This is a genomic window from Microcoleus sp. B13-B6, from assembly GCF_036705405.1.
Lineage (GTDB): Bacteria > Cyanobacteriota > Cyanobacteriia > Cyanobacteriales > Microcoleaceae > Microcoleus.
This window is the reverse complement of the sequence record NZ_JAUBUJ010000028.1, coordinates 38,685-57,103: the sequence shown is the minus strand read 5'-3', so window position 1 is coordinate 57,103 and position 18,419 is coordinate 38,685. Positions and strand designations below refer to the sequence as shown.

The following is an 18,419-nucleotide window of genomic DNA, read 5'->3' as shown; positions in this document are numbered from 1 at the left end:
TTCAAGTTTTTGAACACGGAAATGGAGCAGCACTAAGTTGGTAATGTCCCCAAAGTAAAAGAGATTTTACTCTCACGTATTATCATTTATTCCGTCTCATTTTATTTAGCTCGTCCATTATATTGTCCATATCCGTAAAATCATTTTCGTCCCTGAAAGTCTCTATTGAATCCCCTAACCAAAGTTGCAAAAAAGAAAAACACAGTTTAACTGGGAATTCTTTTACAGCGTTGCAGTGAGCAAATAATCTTTTCTGCCTGTCTACTGGATTCTTCCAGATTTCGTCAAATCTTGAGAACGTATAAGAAGCATACATCATTCTGCTGACTTGATTCCTAATATCACCAGCAATTAAATTAGTATCTGGTGTTAAATTTAACTGCCTAGATGGAATACTTTCCACAGGAAGTTTTACCGTGTCTGACTGAAACTTTTCAGAGGTAATCGAGTTGGTAGCAGCAAAGCTGCTTATGGATGTAGATGACCACAGGAGACTTGCCACGAGTGCGATCTGGATTTTGCGGGATGTACTCATTTTTTGTTAAGAAAGATGTAACTAATGCCTGGACTCTAAGCGGTTTTATCTGACCGCTTATTTATTAGTTAGACGTTTTCCCACCCCAATTTGGGAATTTTTCGAGTTACGAGCAAATTTTCTCCCCAAAAATCCCCCCTCAACCCCTAGAACCCTTGCTCATCTTACCGTTGAGCCGCTGCAATATCCTCTCAACTTCCCCAAAGGCGGGATAAACAACGGCTGACTCAACGCACTTTCATCTCCAGACTAGAAGAGTAGTACAGATGTAGGAATGATGGGGTAAAGTTTCCAGACATAGTACGGTGACTTGATAGCTAATTTCTTCATCCTGGCTTTTTGGGGGAATTAGTGATTCCCAATTGCATTGGGGTTGAGACTTTTCTGGCAAAGGAATTACCAACTTTAAGGCGGGCGAGGAAGAATTTAGAGGAGTATCATCTTCACCGGCCAGATATTTGGTTAAATGCCTTCGCAGAATTAGGCAGGCTTTGCTCACGCATTTGCGGACGTTTTCTTCAGAGCATAGAAATAGCTTGGCAATATCTTGATAAGATTTATTTTGGTAGTGGTATAAGACAAAAGTATCGCGGATTCTGGGAGGCAAGGAGTCAATTTTGTGGTGGATATATGCCTCCCATTCTAGGTTCATAATATTAGGTTCAGTAAATCCTAAGTTAGAATAAAATGCTGGATAATCTTCAAGTTTAATCTCGTCTATGTTTTCAATTATTAATGTTTCTCGTTTTCGTTTTCGATGGAAATCTATGCAGAAGTTATAGAGAAGTTGAGTTAACCAAGCTTTAGGACATTTAATTTGAATTCCATAGTTTTGCCATTCATTCCAGGCTTTAAGCATTGCCTGACTCAATACTTCTTCGGCATCGAGTGGGTTTGAGTTCATCCACTTGAAACAGCAATGGGAAAGATAATCTTGATGCGCCTGCCATTCTTGCCAAAAAATTGTATTTTTATCTTCAGTTTCATCCCACAGGATTGATGCCGCCACTGATTGAGAAGATGACCTGATTTTTTGAGTTCTATGGCTATTGCTTTCCATTTACAGGAGATTCCACATTTATGAAGTACACCAGCCTATCGTGAGCTTCCCCGTAGGGATACTCCAAGATCCCGTTGGTGTCAACAATCGCCTGAAAGCCTGTGATCAATCTCGTTTTTACCTGAGTCCAGATCCCCCTAAATCCCCCTTAAGAAGCAGGACAGTTTCATTCTCGGTAGGGGCCGTGCTACCCCTACTCCCCGTGCCGGCCCTCTTGGTCTGATCTGCCGATCAAATCCTCTAGGTCGGGGGTAGGCATTCTTGGCACTACAAGAGTCAAAATTCATGTTTTTGGTGAGAATGAAACAGCCCTGCCTTAAGAAGGAGAGTAGGGGTTGACTTTGAGTAAGTTATTGTCCCCCCCTCTTCTTATCCCGAACTCAGGTTAATTAAGATTTAGCCATTTTTGAGCGTTAAGCCGCTGGACGACGCCAAACACCATGAGGTCTAGTGTTACCTTGCGCTCATCTATCAAAAAAGGCTCTAAAGTGCTGGTTTTGGTCTTATTTTCCGCGCAGGAAAAGGCTCTTTGACTTTGAATATTTTCTTGAGGAAAATACAGGTTAAATTGGCGCTCTCCTTCTTGGAATTTACCAATTACCTGCCAGCAATCCCCGGCGGAACTCATCCCAAAAACGGGAAATTTTTGCTTGGTAAAACTCACCTCTAAATCCTTAACGCCCTGCTTAGTCAAAGCAGTTTGCAAAGCGGGCAAATAATCTTGTTGAATAAATTCCGCAAAGGGCTTGTCTTCAACAGCAGGTGCTTTTTCCTTTTTAGCTTTAGCTGGGGGCTTGTCGCCTTCGGCCTTGGCTGCGGGCTTTTTAGCAGCCGGCTGAGGCTTGTCAGTGCTGGGAAAGTCGCTTGTCTCGGCTGTGTCGGAACTCGGGGCGTGATCGATCGACGCACTGGGAGTTTCCGATTCGCCAGCGGTAGGATTTTTCGGTTCTTCTGACATTAACGCTTCCTGGTAAAAGTGATTCGGTAAGGAGTTGGGAGTTGAGCAAGCGGGCGATCGACTTTCTCGATCGCACACATTTTATCGAAAACCAACCTGAGAGAATGGCTAGTCAAAAAAATTTGAACTGAAAACACTCTCACAGGGCGATCGCCCGCAAACATCACAACTCCTTTGGTTATTCTAAATCTCAGCGACAGCTCGTTCAATCAAACGGCGGGCGAGAGTTTGAACACCGGTGTGTTCGTAGTAGTTGGTAGTCATGTCGAGGAATGCGCCCACGTAGTCCACCTTGTCTGCTGAAATATCTACAAAATTCTGCAAGTGGCCGAGTACGTTTTGGGGAGTCAAACCTCGATCGCTCACAAAAGAGCTCATCCAGCCAGAAACCGAGTTAAAGCTTTCGCCGATAAAGCCCAACTGGCCTGCGGGAGAGCCCCCTGGAATCATGCCGCCGATCGACTTAAAGGCCGAATTATCTTGCAAATCGTTCGGGGAGAGCCTCTGAATCCAAGACTGAGTTGCCATGATAAAGTCTGGGCCCAGAGGAATCAAACCATCGAAACAAACCAAAGCAGCCATCCGCATCAGGGATTCGCCGCCGTAGTCACCCAAGGATGCGGCAAAATCGCCGATGCTGTCGCCGGGAATGCCGTTGATTTGGCAAAAAGCGAGCAACTCAGTGACTAACTTCAGAGAAAGGTCGATCGTTTGAGCTTTTTCCGGCTTGGGAGTGAGATTGCCGAGCATGGACAAAAACGGCACATTTTGGGAGACTTTGTTAGCGAGGGCGGCAGTGCCCAAAGCCTTGTCGGCACTGTCGATCGTTTGGTAGAGCCAGAGAGCGCGCTGGTAGCCCTCAGATTTATCGTTGTACAGGTAGATGGCGCGCTCGCCAATTTGCTGGATCAGTTCTTCGTCTGTTTCGCCAGTAACGGTGCGAATGGTATTTTCAAAGCCAACTAAATTGTTCCACTCACCGGGAACCACAAAGTCAAGCGCTCGCAGGGCTTTGACAGTCATGTTGTCTTGAGGCAGTTGATCGACTAATTCAAAGACTGTTTTGCTCACAAAAAACTCCTTATGCTGGAACGAAAATCAAAGGTATTACTTTTGGCAGATGGCAAAAACTTCAAACTCTCTTTGTGGCAAATTTAGTTTTGATAGCGCCCGACTCAAGTCTGGCGCGGAGTTTGACAAGAGACATTGCTACTTGACGCGGGCGAGGCCGCCGAGGTTAAATTTTGACAGCCAAGCTTCGCGATCGCTGGCGGTAAAAGAGGGATTGCGGGATTGAACTTTCACCTGATAGCGATTTGCTACTAAAACAGCGGTGATATTAGCACCCTGATTAATGGCGGGATAGCCGGCAATTTGCTTGGTACTTTGTTGGAATTTTGCACCGGCGTTGGGGTTGCCGGCGATGTCGTTAATCGAGAGCACCGCGACATTTTTACCGTCTTTGTTCAACTTAGCTTCAGCAAAACCGGATTTTTCTTGAGCAAAAACGCGATCGAATCCACCGCCAGAAGCCGGGAAGTATTTATTTAACTTACCGCCTGCCACTGCCTTCTTGGGCAGGTTTTGATTACTAGCACTTGATTTATCAGCAGTTGTCTGCTGTGCTTTACCAGGCTTTTGGGTGCTTTCCTGCTGGGCTTTGTCCCAGCGTGATTGGGTTGGGGTTTGACCGCAGGCGGTCACTAACAGCAGTACCGAGATCAGGAATGGAGCTAAAATTCGGCGAGCGGGGGAAAATTGCATCGCTGTCTCCTCATTAGTAGGTTTCCATAACAATTGTGGCTCAGAATTTGGCAATTTGTGTTCCCCGATCGGATGATTTGTCTTCTTTGCAAAAAAATCCTCTACCTGCAGGCAGAGGATTTTTTTGCAATTACGAGTTTTGAAGGAAGAAAACTGAAAGATTGCTCCACAGATAAAGTCTGGGGATGGGGGTAAAGAAACTAAGTTTTCTGATCGCCAGCAATCTCAAAACAATTTTTGCTGATTTTCCCTAGATTTATCTAGAAATTTCAGAGCAATTGTTCGTCAATCATCTTACTTGGGCTTTCCCACTTAGGTCTTACTTTAGGGGTAAGGATCAGGCGTCGCTTTCAATGTAGATAAACAACAAACCCATTACCACAACCGGCATCACCCAGGTAATTAGGGGAATCAAAATCCAAGGCAAGAAAGAGGCAGCGTAGGAACCTGTCATATCAAATTCTCCAAACTAAAGTTAGTGTGTTCCAACAGGGATATGTGGGAGTCGAGTCTAATTGTTGACTAAACCCCGGAAAATGGCATCAACGCCGTTAAAGTTTTCGAGTAAGAAGTAGGCAACAAAGACACCACCCATTCCACCAATGAAGAAACCACCGGTAAACTGGCTCCACCCTTCAGCATTTCTGAGGGCATCAGGGGTCATGGGATTAGCGCTAGGGTAGCTGGTGTTGTCTTGTTTGAAAGAGACTAAACCGTAAGCAGACATACCTAGTGTGCCAAGCAGAACTAAGACGAGGGCTGTATATAATCCTCCGAGATTAGCTGCTTCTGGATAATCCCGCAGGGGTCCGAAGACGATTTCGGGGCCGACGAGGAAATAACCGTGTGCCAAACCAATTTCTAGGCCTCGAATTAGGGGCGAGAGTCCTTTGCGGTAGACGGGCAAGTTCCCAATGAATGCTTTTGTGAAATCAGAAGCACTGATGGGAGTTGCGAGATGACCCGTGAAGGGGTCGCCGTTAAAGGGTTTAATCAGCTCTGCATCTCTGGGATCGGCCATATTCTCTTTTTCCTCGCTGTGCGTAAAAGTTGAGGCGTTCAAGTCATATTTTACGCAGGGACGTGTTTCCTATTTGCATAATTGGCAGCGAGCTTTAGAAAAGTTCACTATTCTTTAGTTTTTGGAAGAATTTTTCTTTTGCCTCTTATACCAGAAAGCGAGTCGATCGGGCGACACTCCCAGGAAATAAGCGATAATTACTATTTGATTAATCGCGGTAGTTTTGATCACCCCAAGCTGCTGCCAGCGACGGGCGGATGTCAGCACTGGCTGGGGTACTATTTCAATGCGGCCTTGTTTTTTCAACCGCCGCACGAATTCAAAGTCTTCCATCAGGGGCAAGTCTGGAAAACCGCCGATTTTGTCAAAGGTAACTGCGTTGAGGAAAATGGCTTGATCGCCGTAGGGCATTTGCAGAAAGTTCGATCGCCAGTTAACCCCTGTTTCTACCAGCCGGAGGCCCAGGCTGCGGGCGTCAATCTTGAGTTCAAAGGCCCCTGCTACTGCAGACGGGTTAGCTAGTACCCGACGCGCGCTATCGTCGTACCCGCGAGGCAAAAGAGTGTCTGCGTGGAGAAACAGCAGGATATCTCCAGTAGCAGCGGCGGCACCTGCATTCATTTGGGTGGCGCGGCCTGGGGCGGTGCAGATAACTCGGACGCCCAAAGATTTTGCTATATCTGTAGTACCGTCGCTGCTGCCCCCGTCGGCGACAATTATTTCGACATTTTTGGCCTCAAGGGCGGTGGAGATGACTGAGGCAATTGTACGTGCTTCGTTTAAGACTGGAATGATCAGGGAAATTTTGAGATTGGGATTTTCTGGCGACAACATACAGAATTAAGCAGCCCGTGAGAGAGAGCGGGTTTTGTACAAAGCTGATTTTGCCCATTTCTGACCCCGGGCTCGCCCCTACATTTTGCCTTAACGTGAGAGTTTGGTAAAAAACAAAGCTATTAGTTGCTCATTTTTTACACCTGGCCCGCGCCTACATTGGGCTTTCATCTGGCGGGGCGGGTTTTGTACAAAGCGGATCTGTTAGTTGCTAATTTAGTTGGTAATTTTTGGCTTTTTCTCGCGCCTGGGACTATTGTCCCAAGCGCTGTCTAACTGCTACTGAGATTCAGCATTTGGTTAGACAAATACAATTACTATATTATGACGTTCTGGTTTCACAATCAAGTATTTTTCTCAAATTATATATGACAATTTCTAATAACTTAGAACTGTTAAATAGAGTTTAGTTATTTCAACATATTAATATCTAAACCCAGGAGATCTTCGGGTCGATCGATATCTGCAAGAGTGGGAAGATAAGCAATATTGAGGTCGAGTTTTTTGGCGATCGCCCGCGTACAAGCCAATACTTGACTGGTTCCCCAGTGAATGCCACCGAACAATTCCGGTATCGATCGCCGCAGCCCGATCAGATAATAACCTCCGTCTTTTGCCGGGCCCAAAACTAAATCGTGCTGACTCAATTCCTCAAAAGCTTGTGCCATGATTTCTGCTTTCAAACCCGGACAATCAGTGCCGATAATTGCAGTTTTATCCACCCCTGAATTAAAAGAGTTTTGAAAAGCTGCTGTCATTCTTGCGCCCAAATCGCCGTCTATTTGATTTTGACAAATAATATCAGTTCCCAACCACTCTTGCATCAGTTGTTGGCTGCCGCCGGTTCGGTGAATTTCTACCGATAATTGGCGGAATTTTTGGAGAGAGAGCGCGCAGGCGATCGTCCGTTGGGCCATCAAGCGGTGAAGGTTGGCAGCGCCTGTTTTTCCCAGCACCGGAATTAGTCGAGTTTTGGTTGTTCCCGGTTCGGGATAGCGGGTGAAAACAATCAGTTTTTCTAAAATCATCGATTGTCCATAATTTTTAAAGAAATGACCTAATGCAGTGCTGGACGCACGCGGGGCTAAAAACCCGGTTTCTGTGGCGAGCATCCGCAATTTTTCGGAGAAACCGGTTTTTTCGCGTCCATGATTACTAATTTAATCCGTGGATTCAACCCATCCTAAAATACTGTCAACTGTCAACTGACAACTGTCAACTGTCAACCGTTAGCTCATTTCTAGCATTCGTTGGATCGGCTGCAAAGCTGCTAGTTGAATATCTAGGGGCATGGTAATTTCAGGGGTTTGATTTTTCATAGCTAGATACAATTTTTCCAAGGTATTTAATCTCATGTGCGGGCATTCGTTGCAAGCACAACTATTATTGTTGGGAGGAGCGGGGATGAAGCGTTTGTGCGGAGCTTGCTTTTGCATTTGGTGAATGATTCCCGGTTCAGTCGCGACAATAAAAGCTTGGCTGGAACTGGCTTGAGAATATTTGAGCAAAGCGGTGGTGGAGCCGATGTAATTGGCGTGGCGCAGCACGGGAGGTTCGCATTCTGGGTGGGCAATTATTTCGGCTTCGGGATTTTCGATTTTGAGTTGAACTATCTTTTTTTCTGAGAAGTTTTCGTGGACGATGCAGGCTCCTTGCCAGATTTCCATGTTTCTGCCGGTTTGTTCCATGACGTAGCGGCCGAGATTGCGATCGGGCCCAAAAATTATCGGCTGATTTTCGGGAATTTGGTTGACAATTTTAACCGCGTTAGAACTGGTGCAAATTATATCGCTCATTGCCTTAATTGCGGCGGTACAATTAATGTAGGAAATTACTAAATGTCCTGGTCGATCGGCTTTGAAAGCTGCAAAGGCTTCGGGAGGGCAACTGTCGGCGAGGGAACACCCAGCATTTAAGTCGGGCAACAATACTAATTTGTCGGGATTGAGAATTTTTGCGGTTTCAGCCATGAAATGAACTCCGGCAAAAACTATGACATCGGCGCTGGTGTTGGCGGCTTTGCGGGCAAGTTCTAGGGAGTCGCCAATGAAGTCTGCGATGTCTTGAATCTCGGAGTCTTGGTAATAGTGGGCGAGAATGACGGCGTTTAACTCTTGTTTGAGGGCGTTAATGGCTGCAAACAAGTCGTGGGGCAGTCGGGTTTGAGTAAAGTTCGGAGCAGGTGCGGTGGTAAACACAGTTAGAATATTCCGGGGAAGGTGCGGGCTGGACTCAAGTGTATTTTGAATTATAGTTGAATTCACCAAAAACGGTGGGCAGTTGGGCCAGAGGTAGAAAATTTGCCATAGGTTAACCGACTGACTGGCAATGGGAGCAAGATTTTGCGATCCAAGGGTGGACTCAGCTAAGTTTTTACCTGACTCTAATTAGACTGAAAGCTTTATCCCGCAAGATATTCACAGGTAAATGACTACCTTGAGCCACGAGTATTTTGAGTAGCCTCTATTGACATCCTTTATTTACATCGTTTACTGTAATCAGTATACGATGTAAAGTGGTTGGTTTTATACATCTATGTACTTTGAAGACGATCGCCAGTGGGAGGGAACTGCTGAGTTTCTGACAAAAGAACTAAAACGACGGATTGAGCAGCTTGGGCTATCTGTGGAACCACCAGCCTTACGAACTGTGCGATCGTGGAGATCCAAGCAACTCCTGTCACAGCCGAAAGGTCAAGAATTTCGGTTTCGGCAGATTTTAGAAGGACTGGCAACAGCACTTTTGCTCAAGAAAGGCTGGACACTGGCCGCGATCGCGCAAGTTTTACCCTCATTCCCCGACGCAACATTGGAGCAACAAATTCTTGCCGAGGCTGATCGTCAAGACCCAACCTGGTTGCCACAAATGCAAACAACGACATTGCCATTACCCACAGGACACGCCAGCACGATCGATCTGGCTGAAGATACTGTTATATTGCTGGCCCAGGGAATTCTGCGACAATACACAAGAATTCTCAATCGAGACATCGTTCGCCAAGACGATGATAGTATGCCATCGGAACTTTATCGGGCTATGTGCAAGTTGGGCAGGCTGTATATCGAATCCGGACAAAGCGATCGCGCCGCTTGCGTGCATACGGTTTTGGAACGTGCTAGATATCCCCTCAATAAGTGGGAATTAGATATTTTTTGTCACGCCGATTTTGACTCTGGTCAAGTAATTCTCATCGATCCAGACTTGCGAGTGCCAACCCCAGATTGTGCAGTAATTGCCAACAGTAAAGGCACTTTTGGCGAAGATAATATCATCGAACACCGCCTGTACCAACGGTTGCGCGACGCAACTGAACGATTGGGAATTCGCCGCCAGCACAAAGCTTATACGGCTTTGCGATCGCTATTTGGCCGCCGATCGCTCATCGGAGAACACCAACTCTTAGAGTATTTACGTGATAACGATTTAACCCCTTTACAGGGAATGATTGTTGACACCTTTTTTGATAGCGTGCCGGATGTCTGGTTAATTGACGGACACGCTCATCGCTGCGCGTATTGCGGTACGCTGATGCGCCCCTATCCCAATAAAGAACTTTTTCCCGATGGGCGATGTCCGATTCGCCAATGCCTCGGTCACAACTCCTCAACAGCAAAAGTTTCGGAGAAATTAGACCCAAACCAAGACCGATTGCTGATTGCCCAACCGCAAATTTTAACCTATTGGACTGGGCCGGCGATCGACGAATTAGCAATTTTTAAGGCTGCCATAAAAAACGGACTAGATGCCGAACTTTACCCAGAATCAGACCTATGCGATGTAGCAATTAACGGTCGCAATATTGGTATTGATGCTAAGTCATACACCAGTCCTGTCTCCCTTGCTTTGCGCCTCAACCGCACTGGCATCGGAGGGCTGATTCACTACCGCCGCCGCATCATTGCCGTCAGCGACCAATTAATTGAGGAGCGGCCCGATTACCTCTCTACTTTCCAGTCAGCGATCGATAAAAAAGGCGATCCTGCTACTCTCGAAATTCTGTCTGTTTCACAAGTCATACAGTTGTTAAAGAAAATCAAATATGAGAATTAAACCAGATTTCTGGACGGGAATAGATCGCATTTGCTGGCTGTGTGTCTTGATGGCAGAATTTATTGAGACTAATTCCCTAGAATATGCCCCTTTAACGATATCGGGAATGGCGAGTATCATCAATGCACCCGCGTTGACAAAAGCCCGCCAAGCCATTTTCAATATGCGCCTGATGTCGCTGGCTTACGTGACAGAACAGTCAGTGAAACACGCCGTTGCTATTTATAACGATCGCCACTACCGCAACAAAACTCAAGGAACCTATAAAATTAACTTAGAAACACTTCACTTTCAACGCACAGACCCCCTAGAAGACCCTTTAATTGCCCAAGCACGTCAAATTCTGGGCCAGCCTTTGGCACACCAATTTTACAGCGCCACCTTTGCCGATCCCCGCCAGCAAATGGCCGTTGCTTTAGGTGAAGAAACAACAGCCGCGAGAGTGCCAATTGGGCCGATCGCAGCCCCACTTGCGCCGCGCCGCACCCATTCCCTCGATCGCCTGCCGAAAGCAAAAATCCGCATTCCCCTTGCGGAACTGTACGAGTTAGCAGTTGAGATGGATGAACGCGAAGCAAATCACCCTGAAAAAAGACGGGGTAGCTGGGTACAACGGTTTGAACATTTTGCAATTAAAGTGCCAGAAATTGGTCAGGGTTTGCGGGAAGAAACAGTCATCGAATTAGAAGGCATCAAGCACTTAATTGGACTGCCTGGATCGGGCAAAACAACTTTGCTCGTATTGATAGCTGTATGGTTGGGAAAACGCGGTTATAAAGCGATGTTTGTGTTTCCCTCTATTGAAGTTGCCAGACAGTACATGGCAGAACTAGCATTTCACGAAATTAAAGTGGGAATGCTAGTCGGTCAAAGCGATGGAACTCGTCGCCGACACGCTAACAATATTGCCGAGGCGATCGCAGCATCAGGGGGAAATGGCGGCTTTGCCTATAGTTTGGAACAGGCAGAAGTTTTTGGCTTAAATTGCGTCTTACCTGCGTTTTCTACTGCTGATACTTCGATGTGGGGATTTGGTTATGCACCCTGCAAGGAAATTTTACAAAGCGGTGGCAAAAAAGGGCAAATGAAAAAGTATCTTTGTCCGGTTTGGACGATGTGCGGCCGCCACAAAGCACCCCGCGATTTGCTAGATGCCGATATTTGGGTCGGCCACGTTCTCTCAATGGATACTGAAGTACCACCCCATGCCATTCGCGATCGCATTCGTTATTTTGAATTAATTGCCCGGACATTTGATGTCGTAGTTTTTGACGAAGCAGATATGGTGCAATCAACTCTGGATGCTTACGGTGCGGCAACTTTAAAACTTTCAGGTGCGGCAGATTCTATCCATTTAGTCATTCAAGAACAAATTCACAATCGTTTTGCTCGCGGCGAAAATTATCGATTGTTCGATCGAGATGTAGAACTTTATAGCCGCGATCTAGCAGAATTTGGCAATCACAACACATCGTTAATTACTGCCGTTCAAAATATGCCCTCATCGCCAGTCGGCAAACGCTATGAGAATCAGTTATTAACCGTTCTGAGAATAGTCAGCGATTTGTTGGATGGCTTTGAGAAAACTTCTAAACGCGATCGCCTTGACGAAGATGAAGTCAAACAGGGATTTAGCAAAAGTCGAGCCTTGAAAGAATTCTGGGAAACGGCTGCTTACCATGCTTTTTACGATCGCACGGGCATTGAACCGCACGATCGGCTAAACATGGATCTGTGCGCTCAAAGGCTGGGAATAAACGCCGACACGCTCAAACAGCAATGGGAAACTCAAATTCTTTATTTTCGTCGTTATTTAGCGGAGAATCTGATCGAACGGCGCGATAAAATAGTCAAAAAAATTGCCGAATTGTTTTTGCCTTTGTGTTTTAAGGATGGCACTGCATCAGGCGAAGCTCAGGATACGATTACCTTACTTGTTTGCGTTACTTTCGTGATTTTAGGCTATCAGCGGATCGTACCGCAAACTAGAACAATGGTAGCAGAAGGACTGATTCGGGAACCGATTGTCGAATCAACGGCAACACCGGAACTGCGACAACTGATTCCTGAGAATATTTTGGGGTCTTTTTCGGGCGTGAAATACAGTTGTGAATCGGCACAAACTACTCGCTCTCAAGCCCGAAATGTGGAACTGTCTTATATTATTTTTGTGGGCGCGCCTCGGATGTTAATGCACCGTTTTCATCAGTTATTTGAGGCAGATGGCGAACTGACAGGGCCGGCAGTTTTAATGACTTCAGCTACCTCATTTCTCGAAGCAAGTCCTGCTTATCACATTAACTCTGGGCCGGATTATCTGCTGAAACCGCGGCAAACAGAACACGCTCCCAAAAAGAGCATTTACCGCTTCAAATGGCTGCCAGATCGCGAATCGCGCGATGAACCTCTCCGATATAGCGGTGCAGGCGAACTGCGAGATCGTAATTTAAAAAAAATGGTAGACGCGCTGGTGCAAGGAGGAACCAAGAAATCTGAAATTTACAAATCCATCCTCAACTTTGACGTGCAACATGGTATTTACCGCAAAGCTGCCTTAATTGTTAACAGCTATGAACAAGCTCGGAACGTTAAGAATTTTATCAACGATTACCATCCAGAAATCGGCAAAAGAACCAAAGCAGTTGTTAATTTTCTCAAAAACGGAGAGCAACCCACTGATTTCGTTACCACGGCTCAGTGCGAGGCTTTAGGAGATGATGAAACTTGCGATATTATCATTTTTCCGATGTTGGCAATTGGTAGAGGCGTAAATATTGTTTTCACCAAAGGAGATAGGCAACTCGATGCAGCCATTGGTACAATTTATTTCCTCACCCGTCCCCACCCCACGACTGACGATACGCAACTTTTGTACAGTCTAGCCGGAAAAGCTACCCAAGAATTTGACAGTCGAGTTTTTACTGAATCCGAAGACTTGCCAGCAATTTATAATACTTGGAAACAGTCCCGAAAACTACTCTGGAAAACGGCTAATCGGCTGTTACGCGAACCTCTCATGGCTAGCCGTTTGGGTGAAGATTTATTTAAACCGTTTACGGCAAATCAGATGGTTGGGATTTTGCAAACAATTGGGCGCGGGATGCGAAATGGATGTCCCGTACAAGTTTACTTTGTCGATGCAGCTTGGGCAATTAAATCTACTAAAAATGAACCTGACTCCGGGCGGGACAGTATGCTAGTTCAGATGCGAATTATTTTAGAAGAATGCGTCAAGCATCCCGATCCAGTGATTCGAGAAATTTATCAAGAACTTTACGGTGCATTTCTGGAGCCCCTGCGGCGCATTAATGGCATAGTTTACCCGGAAAGTTTACGCGATTCAGAAGGTTTGACAGAGGAAGAAGACGATTTTAATGATTTTTCGCCTTTATTGGAGATGTAAGCATGAACGACGAAATTTTGGACGAAATTGAATTCGATCGCGACGGCGAAGTAAAGCAGTCCTGGACGCACTCAGACCAAAGAAACCGGGTTTTTTACCGAATCTACGGGCTGTAACGAAATATTTTCGTAAAAAAACCCGGTTTCTGGCCCCCATGCGTCCAGGACTATAAAGGAAACCACTATTATTGGAGATGCAACCATGAACGACGACATTTTTGACGAAATCGAATCCGATGATGACGAAGAAACTGAAGCTACTGTGGTTTCAGACACTCTTTACATTCCTCTTGCGAATAAGAGTCTGAAAGAAATTACCCTAGCTTTTACCGTGCCAGATAATATCGAGCCAGTAACAGTCAAAGGCTTGACACTAGGTTGGACAAAATCTGCTTTACATGAGCTTTCAACTATCCAAAAAGCTGCTTGCAAGGGCGATTCAGCCATCAAAAATCTCCCTTATGCCTCGCTGCGAGGTTTGTTAGAAGTAGGACTTGACAGTGCCGCACGGATTCAGTCAAATGTAGGTTTGAGTAACTATTCGTTGAATTCTAAAAGTGTAAATGAGCCGGAACCATTTGCTTACTTAAATTCCGAAAGTACACAAGATATCCAGAAAGCGTTACGCCCAATTATCAACGAGTGGATAACAAATTTCCTAAAACCTTTTGCTGAAAAAGAAGATGGGCTAGTGGAAGTTATCGACCGTTTGGAAGATTTGCACGATCGAAAGGAGTTGTTAACAATTACTCCGTCTGAGTCTCAAGTTTTACCTTGGAAATGGAATCCAAATACAGGAACTACAAAACACAGCAACAATTATGATTATCGCGTGTTAGTCGATTATGCAGCTCGTGCGATCGCCGGAAAAGAGATTTTTCAGGGGCTAGGAACAATGAAGCGGGTTATTTCCAGCAGTGGTAGCCTCACAACTGGGATGGCAGAATTGATTACCGATCCCATTACTCTACCCGACACTACAGGAACATTCAGTCTGGTGGTACGCTTAGAAGTTGTAACCTATCCTTCTTTGCACCAGCCTTTATTGAAGATAGATGTTTCCAAACGCCGCTGGTTAAGTGGGTTACAACCTGCACGCTATAACTCAGCAAATATTAGCGGCTTTGTCTTTTCTGATGATTATAGCGATCGCACCTTTCGCTACACGGTGCTTTCCGATTCCGAAAAACCTGAGAAAAATCAACCCGACAAAAAGAAAAATTGGTTTTGGGCGATCGATAAAGATTTTGAAGCCTTGCGCGGCAAGCTAAAACTCCCGCTGAAAACCCCTAACGGTCAAAATATTGATGGTTCCCAAATTGCTTTGGGGAAAGCTTCAACGGATAGCTGTAAAGTAGTATTAACTTACCGCAACCGACTGCAAGAAGGAAAACACGGAATTGATGCTGGTGTACCGGAAATTGATAAATTAGAAGCTTTTGAGGCGATAGCCACAATTCTTGAACCTATCGGTTTTAAAGCTTTTGATAATTACTATCCTGTAAAATTTAAGAGAGGTGAAAGCCACAAATTAGATGATACAGCTTCACGCATGATTAATTTGCCTACTCTGTTAGGTGCTGCTTTAGAAGTTCTCGAAAAAGACGACTGCTATGATTTGACTCCCAAATATCTAGAAAGCTTTGAGGACAATGAGTTAAACAGCTTGCTCACTAAACACCTTGATACCAATTTAGATAATATTGCAAAAGGCAGAAAAGCCCTTAAATTGGTTTGTCAATTAAAAGAACTCAAGGCGATGATTCAGGCAAACCAGGAAGCTATGCGTCGGCTATATCCTAACGAAAGACTGTTGCTTGTTGTCTTTTACGAAGAACAATGCCAAACCGAAGTGAAACTGCTGCAAGCAATGATTCCAGTTCTCTGGGGTGATGCGATCGAACTCATGGCTAATCGTTTGCCAGCAAACACTCACGGGCCGAGAGAGTCATTGCCAGGTGCAAATTTGAAAGCGAAAGAGCGATCGCAAAACCGCATAAAAGCCTGGGAGTCGATCGTCCAACAACTTGCTTTACGCAAACAGCGAACTTTTTGCCTGGTAATGGCACGGGAATGGTATCCAGACAACAAACATGACGATTCGGTGAATAAACCCTCATCCCGTCAAGCACTGGCTAAAATCGCTGGTTCTTGCGTGCAGTTTCTGCTACCGATTGAAAAAAGTAAGGACAAAAATATTCTCAACCTCGATAATTTTTCCCATCGAGTGCAAGCGGCTCTAAAAGACTTACTTTGGGCTCATTCTGGCCGCATTGATGATGTCAAAGAAAAGGTTGACAAATGGCTAAAAGATACTCCTCAAGAAGCCAGACCAAAAGAAATTATTGGGATTACGATCGTCCGCAAACAGAAAGGTCGCACTCGCGGCTCTATTGAGAAGACATTTTTACCAGTTGCTATGCGTCTCAACGTGGAGACAGGCGAGTGCGAACTGTGCTGTGCTTATGATAGGAATAGTTTACAAATCAGTCCTTGGAGCAAGTTTTCTGATGCGATCGCCTTCATTTCCCAAATCTCCCCCGTGAAACTGGCTGACAAAGAAGATGTGCGTCGGAATCGTTTCATGGAATTTGTCAAGCAGATTATTTCCAATTCTGTAGAGGAGGGAAATCAACCATTAGTTACGATCGATTCTTCCAACTGCGTGAAACTTTGGTCTTGGCTTGCCGATTCTAAAATGAATGCAAATCAGATTAATTTTGAAACCCAGTCGGGAAGCCCCTTGCACGAACATATGGAGCAAGAATGGAAAGGCGCGCGGATAATTCGGATTCGCCAAGACCTCGCCCCTGGAATTATCGATAAAAAAGTCCGATATTTAACAGAAACTTCTCTGGAAGATACGCGGACAAAAAAAGAACTGACTTCAACCCTTGAAATTCCTTCAGCCTCTAGTGTAAAGGGATTATTTCGACTAAGCGCAACTAATCAAACGGGTTGTGTTGCTTATCTATCTGTACGAAATGAAAAACCAGGTAAATTACGCGGTCAAAGTTGCTATCGCTCAACAAAAATTAACGTAGGTGCCAAGAAAGCTGATGATTCTCAAGACAAACTTTTAAATAATGCTGATTTAAAAGTTGACGAAGCTGCCAAGAAATCTGATGAGTCCAAAGGCAAATTTTTAAATAAAGCTAAATTAAAAGTTGACCAAATCGCAAGCAAACCGCCGTTTTTGGGTCAGTGGACAACTCCCAATCCCCTTGAGATTGTTGTTACCTTGCGACAAGAAAATGACAATCCCGATCGCCTTGCTGCACTGGTTGAATCTCTGCGCTATGGTTTCGGTCACTACAGCGACTGGTCGAGCTTACCGGCCACCCTGTTCTTCGAGCGTGTCGTGCGAGATTACATCAGCGAATTTGCAATTGAAGATGAAGAAAGGTCGGGGGAACCTGATAGGGAGGAATAATTCAGTCTAGGGGTTCTGTCCCGACTCGCTTGAGTTTTATGGCGTTGGAGTCGGTGATTAACGGGCTTAACTTCAGGCCAATCGCTTCTCATGTCAAAGGGGGAGAGAATTTTTGCGCCCTGGAGTGAAAGATGAAGAAAGCTGAGCAAATCTCAAATCTCCAATCTCAAATCTCCAATTCCCTGGGAGAGGCTGCACTGTATAATTAGTGAAGGCTGGATTTGCCGAAAATTGGTAAGTTTAGTAGGAATTTTTAAGCGGTAAGGGATCGAACGAACGAACGCAAATCACATGAATGAGGCTAAATCTATCAAAATTGCGGTGGTTGGGGATGTTCACGATCGCTGGGAACCTGAAGACGGCGAGGCCCTGAAGCATCTGGGCGTTGATTTGGTGCTGTTTGTGGGGGATTTTGGCAATGAGTCGGTGGAGGTGGTGCGGGCGATCGCCCAATTGGACATTCCGAAAGCAGCGGTGTTTGGGAACCACGACGCTTGGTACACGGCGACAGAGTGGGGCCGCAGTCAGTGTCCTTACGATCGCACTCAAGAAAATTGGGTAAAACAGCAGTTAGATTTAATGGGAGAAGCTCACGTCGGTTACTCTAAGCGTGATTTTCCAGAATTGGGCGTAACTGTGGTGGGAAGCCGCCCGTTTACTTGGGGGGGCTCGGAGTGGAAGTACGGGGATTTTTACTCGGAGTGGTTTGGGGTAGAAAGTTTTGAGGAGTCGGCGCGGCGCATAGCAGGGGCGGCAGCGGATGCCGATTGCGAAAATGTGATTTTTTTGGGTCACACGGGTCCGACGGGCTTAGGAGAGGCTCCTGAAGACCCCTGCGGGCGAGATTGGAAGCCGCTGGGAGGGGATTGGGGCGACCCGGATTTTGCGGAGGCGATCGATCGAACTCGGAGTTCTGGGAAGCACATACCTCTGGTAACTTTTGGTCATATGCACCACAAACTGCGGCACACGAAGCACGAGTTGCGGAAGTCGCTGGAGGTGAGTGCGGAGGGTACAGTTTATTTGAATGCGGCCAGCGTACCGCGAATTGTGGAGAGAGAGTGCTCGAAATTGCGGAATTTCTCGATCGTCCTGCTGGAAAATGGAGCCGTGTCGGAAGTGTCTCTGGTATGGGTAGGCGAAGATTTCGGGGTAGAAAGAGAACAAATTCTTTATCGGCGCACTGAATCTGCAGCTATTTGTAGTTAGAGACATTTGCTGGTATGATAAAATTTATGCGCCGGGAGAGGTGGCAGAGTGGTCGAATGCGCTCGGCTTGAAACCGAGTGTGGCAGTGATGTCACCGTGGGTTCAAATCCCACCCTCTCCGTTTAACAATTCTCTTGTCCGTTAAGGGTTTCA

The 18,419-nt window shown here is 45.8% G+C and carries 14 protein-coding genes and 1 tRNA gene; 5 read left to right on the top strand and 10 right to left on the bottom strand.

Annotation, left to right across the window (positions count from 1 at the left end; all coding sequences use genetic code 11):
• Window positions 1-82: 82 nt before the first annotated feature.
• The 10 genes from QUB35_RS15050 to nadA form a co-directional block, all read right to left on the bottom strand.
• Entirely contained in the window at window positions 83-535 is a 453-nt protein-coding gene (locus QUB35_RS15050; RefSeq protein WP_333142660.1) for a hypothetical protein, read from the bottom strand.
• Window positions 536-773: 238 nt separating this feature from the next.
• Window positions 774-1,595 carry an RNA polymerase sigma factor gene (locus QUB35_RS15045; RefSeq protein ID WP_333142659.1) on the bottom strand — a complete coding sequence of 274 codons (822 nt, stop codon included), beginning with the start codon at window positions 1,593-1,595 and terminating at the stop codon, window positions 774-776.
• Window positions 1,596-1,980: 385 nt separating this feature from the next.
• Window positions 1,981-2,553: a DUF2996 domain-containing protein gene (locus tag QUB35_RS15040; protein WP_333142658.1), complete on the bottom strand. Its 573-nt coding sequence runs from the start codon at window positions 2,551-2,553 to the stop codon at window positions 1,981-1,983.
• A 183-nt stretch (window positions 2,554-2,736) separates the two neighbouring features.
• Window positions 2,737-3,624 (bottom strand): hypothetical protein, encoded by an 888-nt coding sequence (locus tag QUB35_RS15035; RefSeq protein WP_333142657.1) that lies wholly within the window; start codon window positions 3,622-3,624, stop codon window positions 2,737-2,739.
• Between the two features lie 138 nt (window positions 3,625-3,762).
• Window positions 3,763-4,317, bottom strand: a complete 555-nt coding sequence (locus tag QUB35_RS15030; protein ID WP_333142656.1) for a hypothetical protein — start codon at window positions 4,315-4,317, stop codon at window positions 3,763-3,765.
• A gap of 337 nt (window positions 4,318-4,654) precedes the next feature.
• Window positions 4,655-4,771 carry a photosystem I reaction center subunit VIII gene (locus tag QUB35_RS15025; RefSeq protein WP_333042098.1) on the bottom strand — a complete coding sequence of 39 codons (117 nt, stop codon included), beginning with the start codon at window positions 4,769-4,771 and terminating at the stop codon, window positions 4,655-4,657.
• A gap of 57 nt (window positions 4,772-4,828) precedes the next feature.
• Complete coding sequence (locus QUB35_RS15020) at window positions 4,829-5,338, bottom strand: photosystem I reaction center protein subunit XI (protein WP_333081456.1); 510 nt, start codon at window positions 5,336-5,338, stop codon at window positions 4,829-4,831.
• Between the two features lie 114 nt (window positions 5,339-5,452).
• Window positions 5,453-6,172, bottom strand: coding sequence for a TIGR04283 family arsenosugar biosynthesis glycosyltransferase (locus tag QUB35_RS15015; protein ID WP_445252053.1), 720 nt, complete (start codon window positions 6,170-6,172; stop codon window positions 5,453-5,455).
• Window positions 6,173-6,582: 410 nt separating this feature from the next.
• On the bottom strand, window positions 6,583-7,200 hold the full coding sequence (locus QUB35_RS15010; protein ID WP_333142655.1) for a TIGR04282 family arsenosugar biosynthesis glycosyltransferase: 618 nt from the start codon (window positions 7,198-7,200) through the stop codon (window positions 6,583-6,585).
• A gap of 201 nt (window positions 7,201-7,401) precedes the next feature.
• Window positions 7,402-8,370 (bottom strand): quinolinate synthase NadA, encoded by a 969-nt coding sequence (gene nadA / locus QUB35_RS15005; RefSeq protein WP_333142654.1) that lies wholly within the window; start codon window positions 8,368-8,370, stop codon window positions 7,402-7,404.
• 337 nt (window positions 8,371-8,707) lie between these two features.
• Between nadA and QUB35_RS15000 the strand changes: the two genes are divergently transcribed.
• The 5 genes from QUB35_RS15000 to QUB35_RS14980 all read left to right on the top strand — a co-directional run bounded on the left by QUB35_RS15000 (window position 8,708) and on the right by QUB35_RS14980 (window position 18,387).
• Entirely contained in the window at window positions 8,708-10,222 is a 1,515-nt protein-coding gene (locus QUB35_RS15000; RefSeq protein WP_333142653.1) for a restriction endonuclease-related protein, read from the top strand.
• The gene (locus tag QUB35_RS14995; RefSeq protein ID WP_333142652.1) at window positions 10,212-13,625 is read left to right on the top strand and encodes a pPIWI_RE_Z domain-containing protein; all 3,414 of its coding nucleotides are present in this window, start codon (window positions 10,212-10,214) and stop codon (window positions 13,623-13,625) included. Before QUB35_RS15000 ends, QUB35_RS14995 begins: the two co-directional genes overlap by 11 nt.
• Window positions 13,626-13,826: 201 nt before the next feature.
• A complete protein-coding gene (locus QUB35_RS14990; RefSeq protein WP_333142651.1) occupies window positions 13,827-17,057 on the top strand; it encodes an RNaseH domain-containing protein in 3,231 nt (1,076 codons plus the stop codon).
• A 291-nt stretch (window positions 17,058-17,348) separates the two neighbouring features.
• Window positions 17,349-18,266 carry a TIGR04168 family protein gene (locus QUB35_RS14985; RefSeq protein WP_333142650.1) on the top strand — a complete coding sequence of 306 codons (918 nt, stop codon included), beginning with the start codon at window positions 17,349-17,351 and terminating at the stop codon, window positions 18,264-18,266.
• Between the two features lie 34 nt (window positions 18,267-18,300).
• A tRNA-Ser gene (locus QUB35_RS14980) sits at window positions 18,301-18,387 on the top strand.
• Window positions 18,388-18,419: the final 32 nt, after the last annotated feature.

What these genes read in the sequence shown, in the direction of transcription:
- QUB35_RS15050 (WP_333142660.1), bottom strand. Translation starts at nt 535, where the DNA reads ATGAGTACATCCCGCAAAATCCAGATCGCACTCGTGGCAAGTCTCCTG.
- QUB35_RS15045 (WP_333142659.1), bottom strand. Translation starts at nt 1,595, where the DNA reads ATGGAAAGCAATAGCCATAGAACTCAAAAAATCAGGTCATCTTCTCAA.
- QUB35_RS15040 (WP_333142658.1), bottom strand. Translation starts at nt 2,553, where the DNA reads ATGTCAGAAGAACCGAAAAATCCTACCGCTGGCGAATCGGAAACTCCC.
- QUB35_RS15030 (WP_333142656.1), bottom strand. Translation starts at nt 4,317, where the DNA reads ATGCAATTTTCCCCCGCTCGCCGAATTTTAGCTCCATTCCTGATCTCG.
- QUB35_RS15025 (WP_333042098.1), bottom strand. Translation starts at nt 4,771, where the DNA reads ATGACAGGTTCCTACGCTGCCTCTTTCTTGCCTTGGATTTTGATTCCC.
- QUB35_RS15020 (WP_333081456.1), bottom strand. Translation starts at nt 5,338, where the DNA reads ATGGCCGATCCCAGAGATGCAGAGCTGATTAAACCCTTTAACGGCGAC.
- QUB35_RS15015 (WP_445252053.1), bottom strand. Translation starts at nt 6,172, where the DNA reads ATGTTGTCGCCAGAAAATCCCAATCTCAAAATTTCCCTGATCATTCCA.
- QUB35_RS15010 (WP_333142655.1), bottom strand. Translation starts at nt 7,200, where the DNA reads ATGATTTTAGAAAAACTGATTGTTTTCACCCGCTATCCCGAACCGGGA.
- QUB35_RS15000 (WP_333142653.1), top strand. Translation starts at nt 8,708, where the DNA reads ATGTACTTTGAAGACGATCGCCAGTGGGAGGGAACTGCTGAGTTTCTG.
- QUB35_RS14995 (WP_333142652.1), top strand. Translation starts at nt 10,212, where the DNA reads ATGAGAATTAAACCAGATTTCTGGACGGGAATAGATCGCATTTGCTGG.
- QUB35_RS14990 (WP_333142651.1), top strand. Translation starts at nt 13,827, where the DNA reads ATGAACGACGACATTTTTGACGAAATCGAATCCGATGATGACGAAGAA.
- QUB35_RS14985 (WP_333142650.1), top strand. Translation starts at nt 17,349, where the DNA reads ATGAATGAGGCTAAATCTATCAAAATTGCGGTGGTTGGGGATGTTCAC.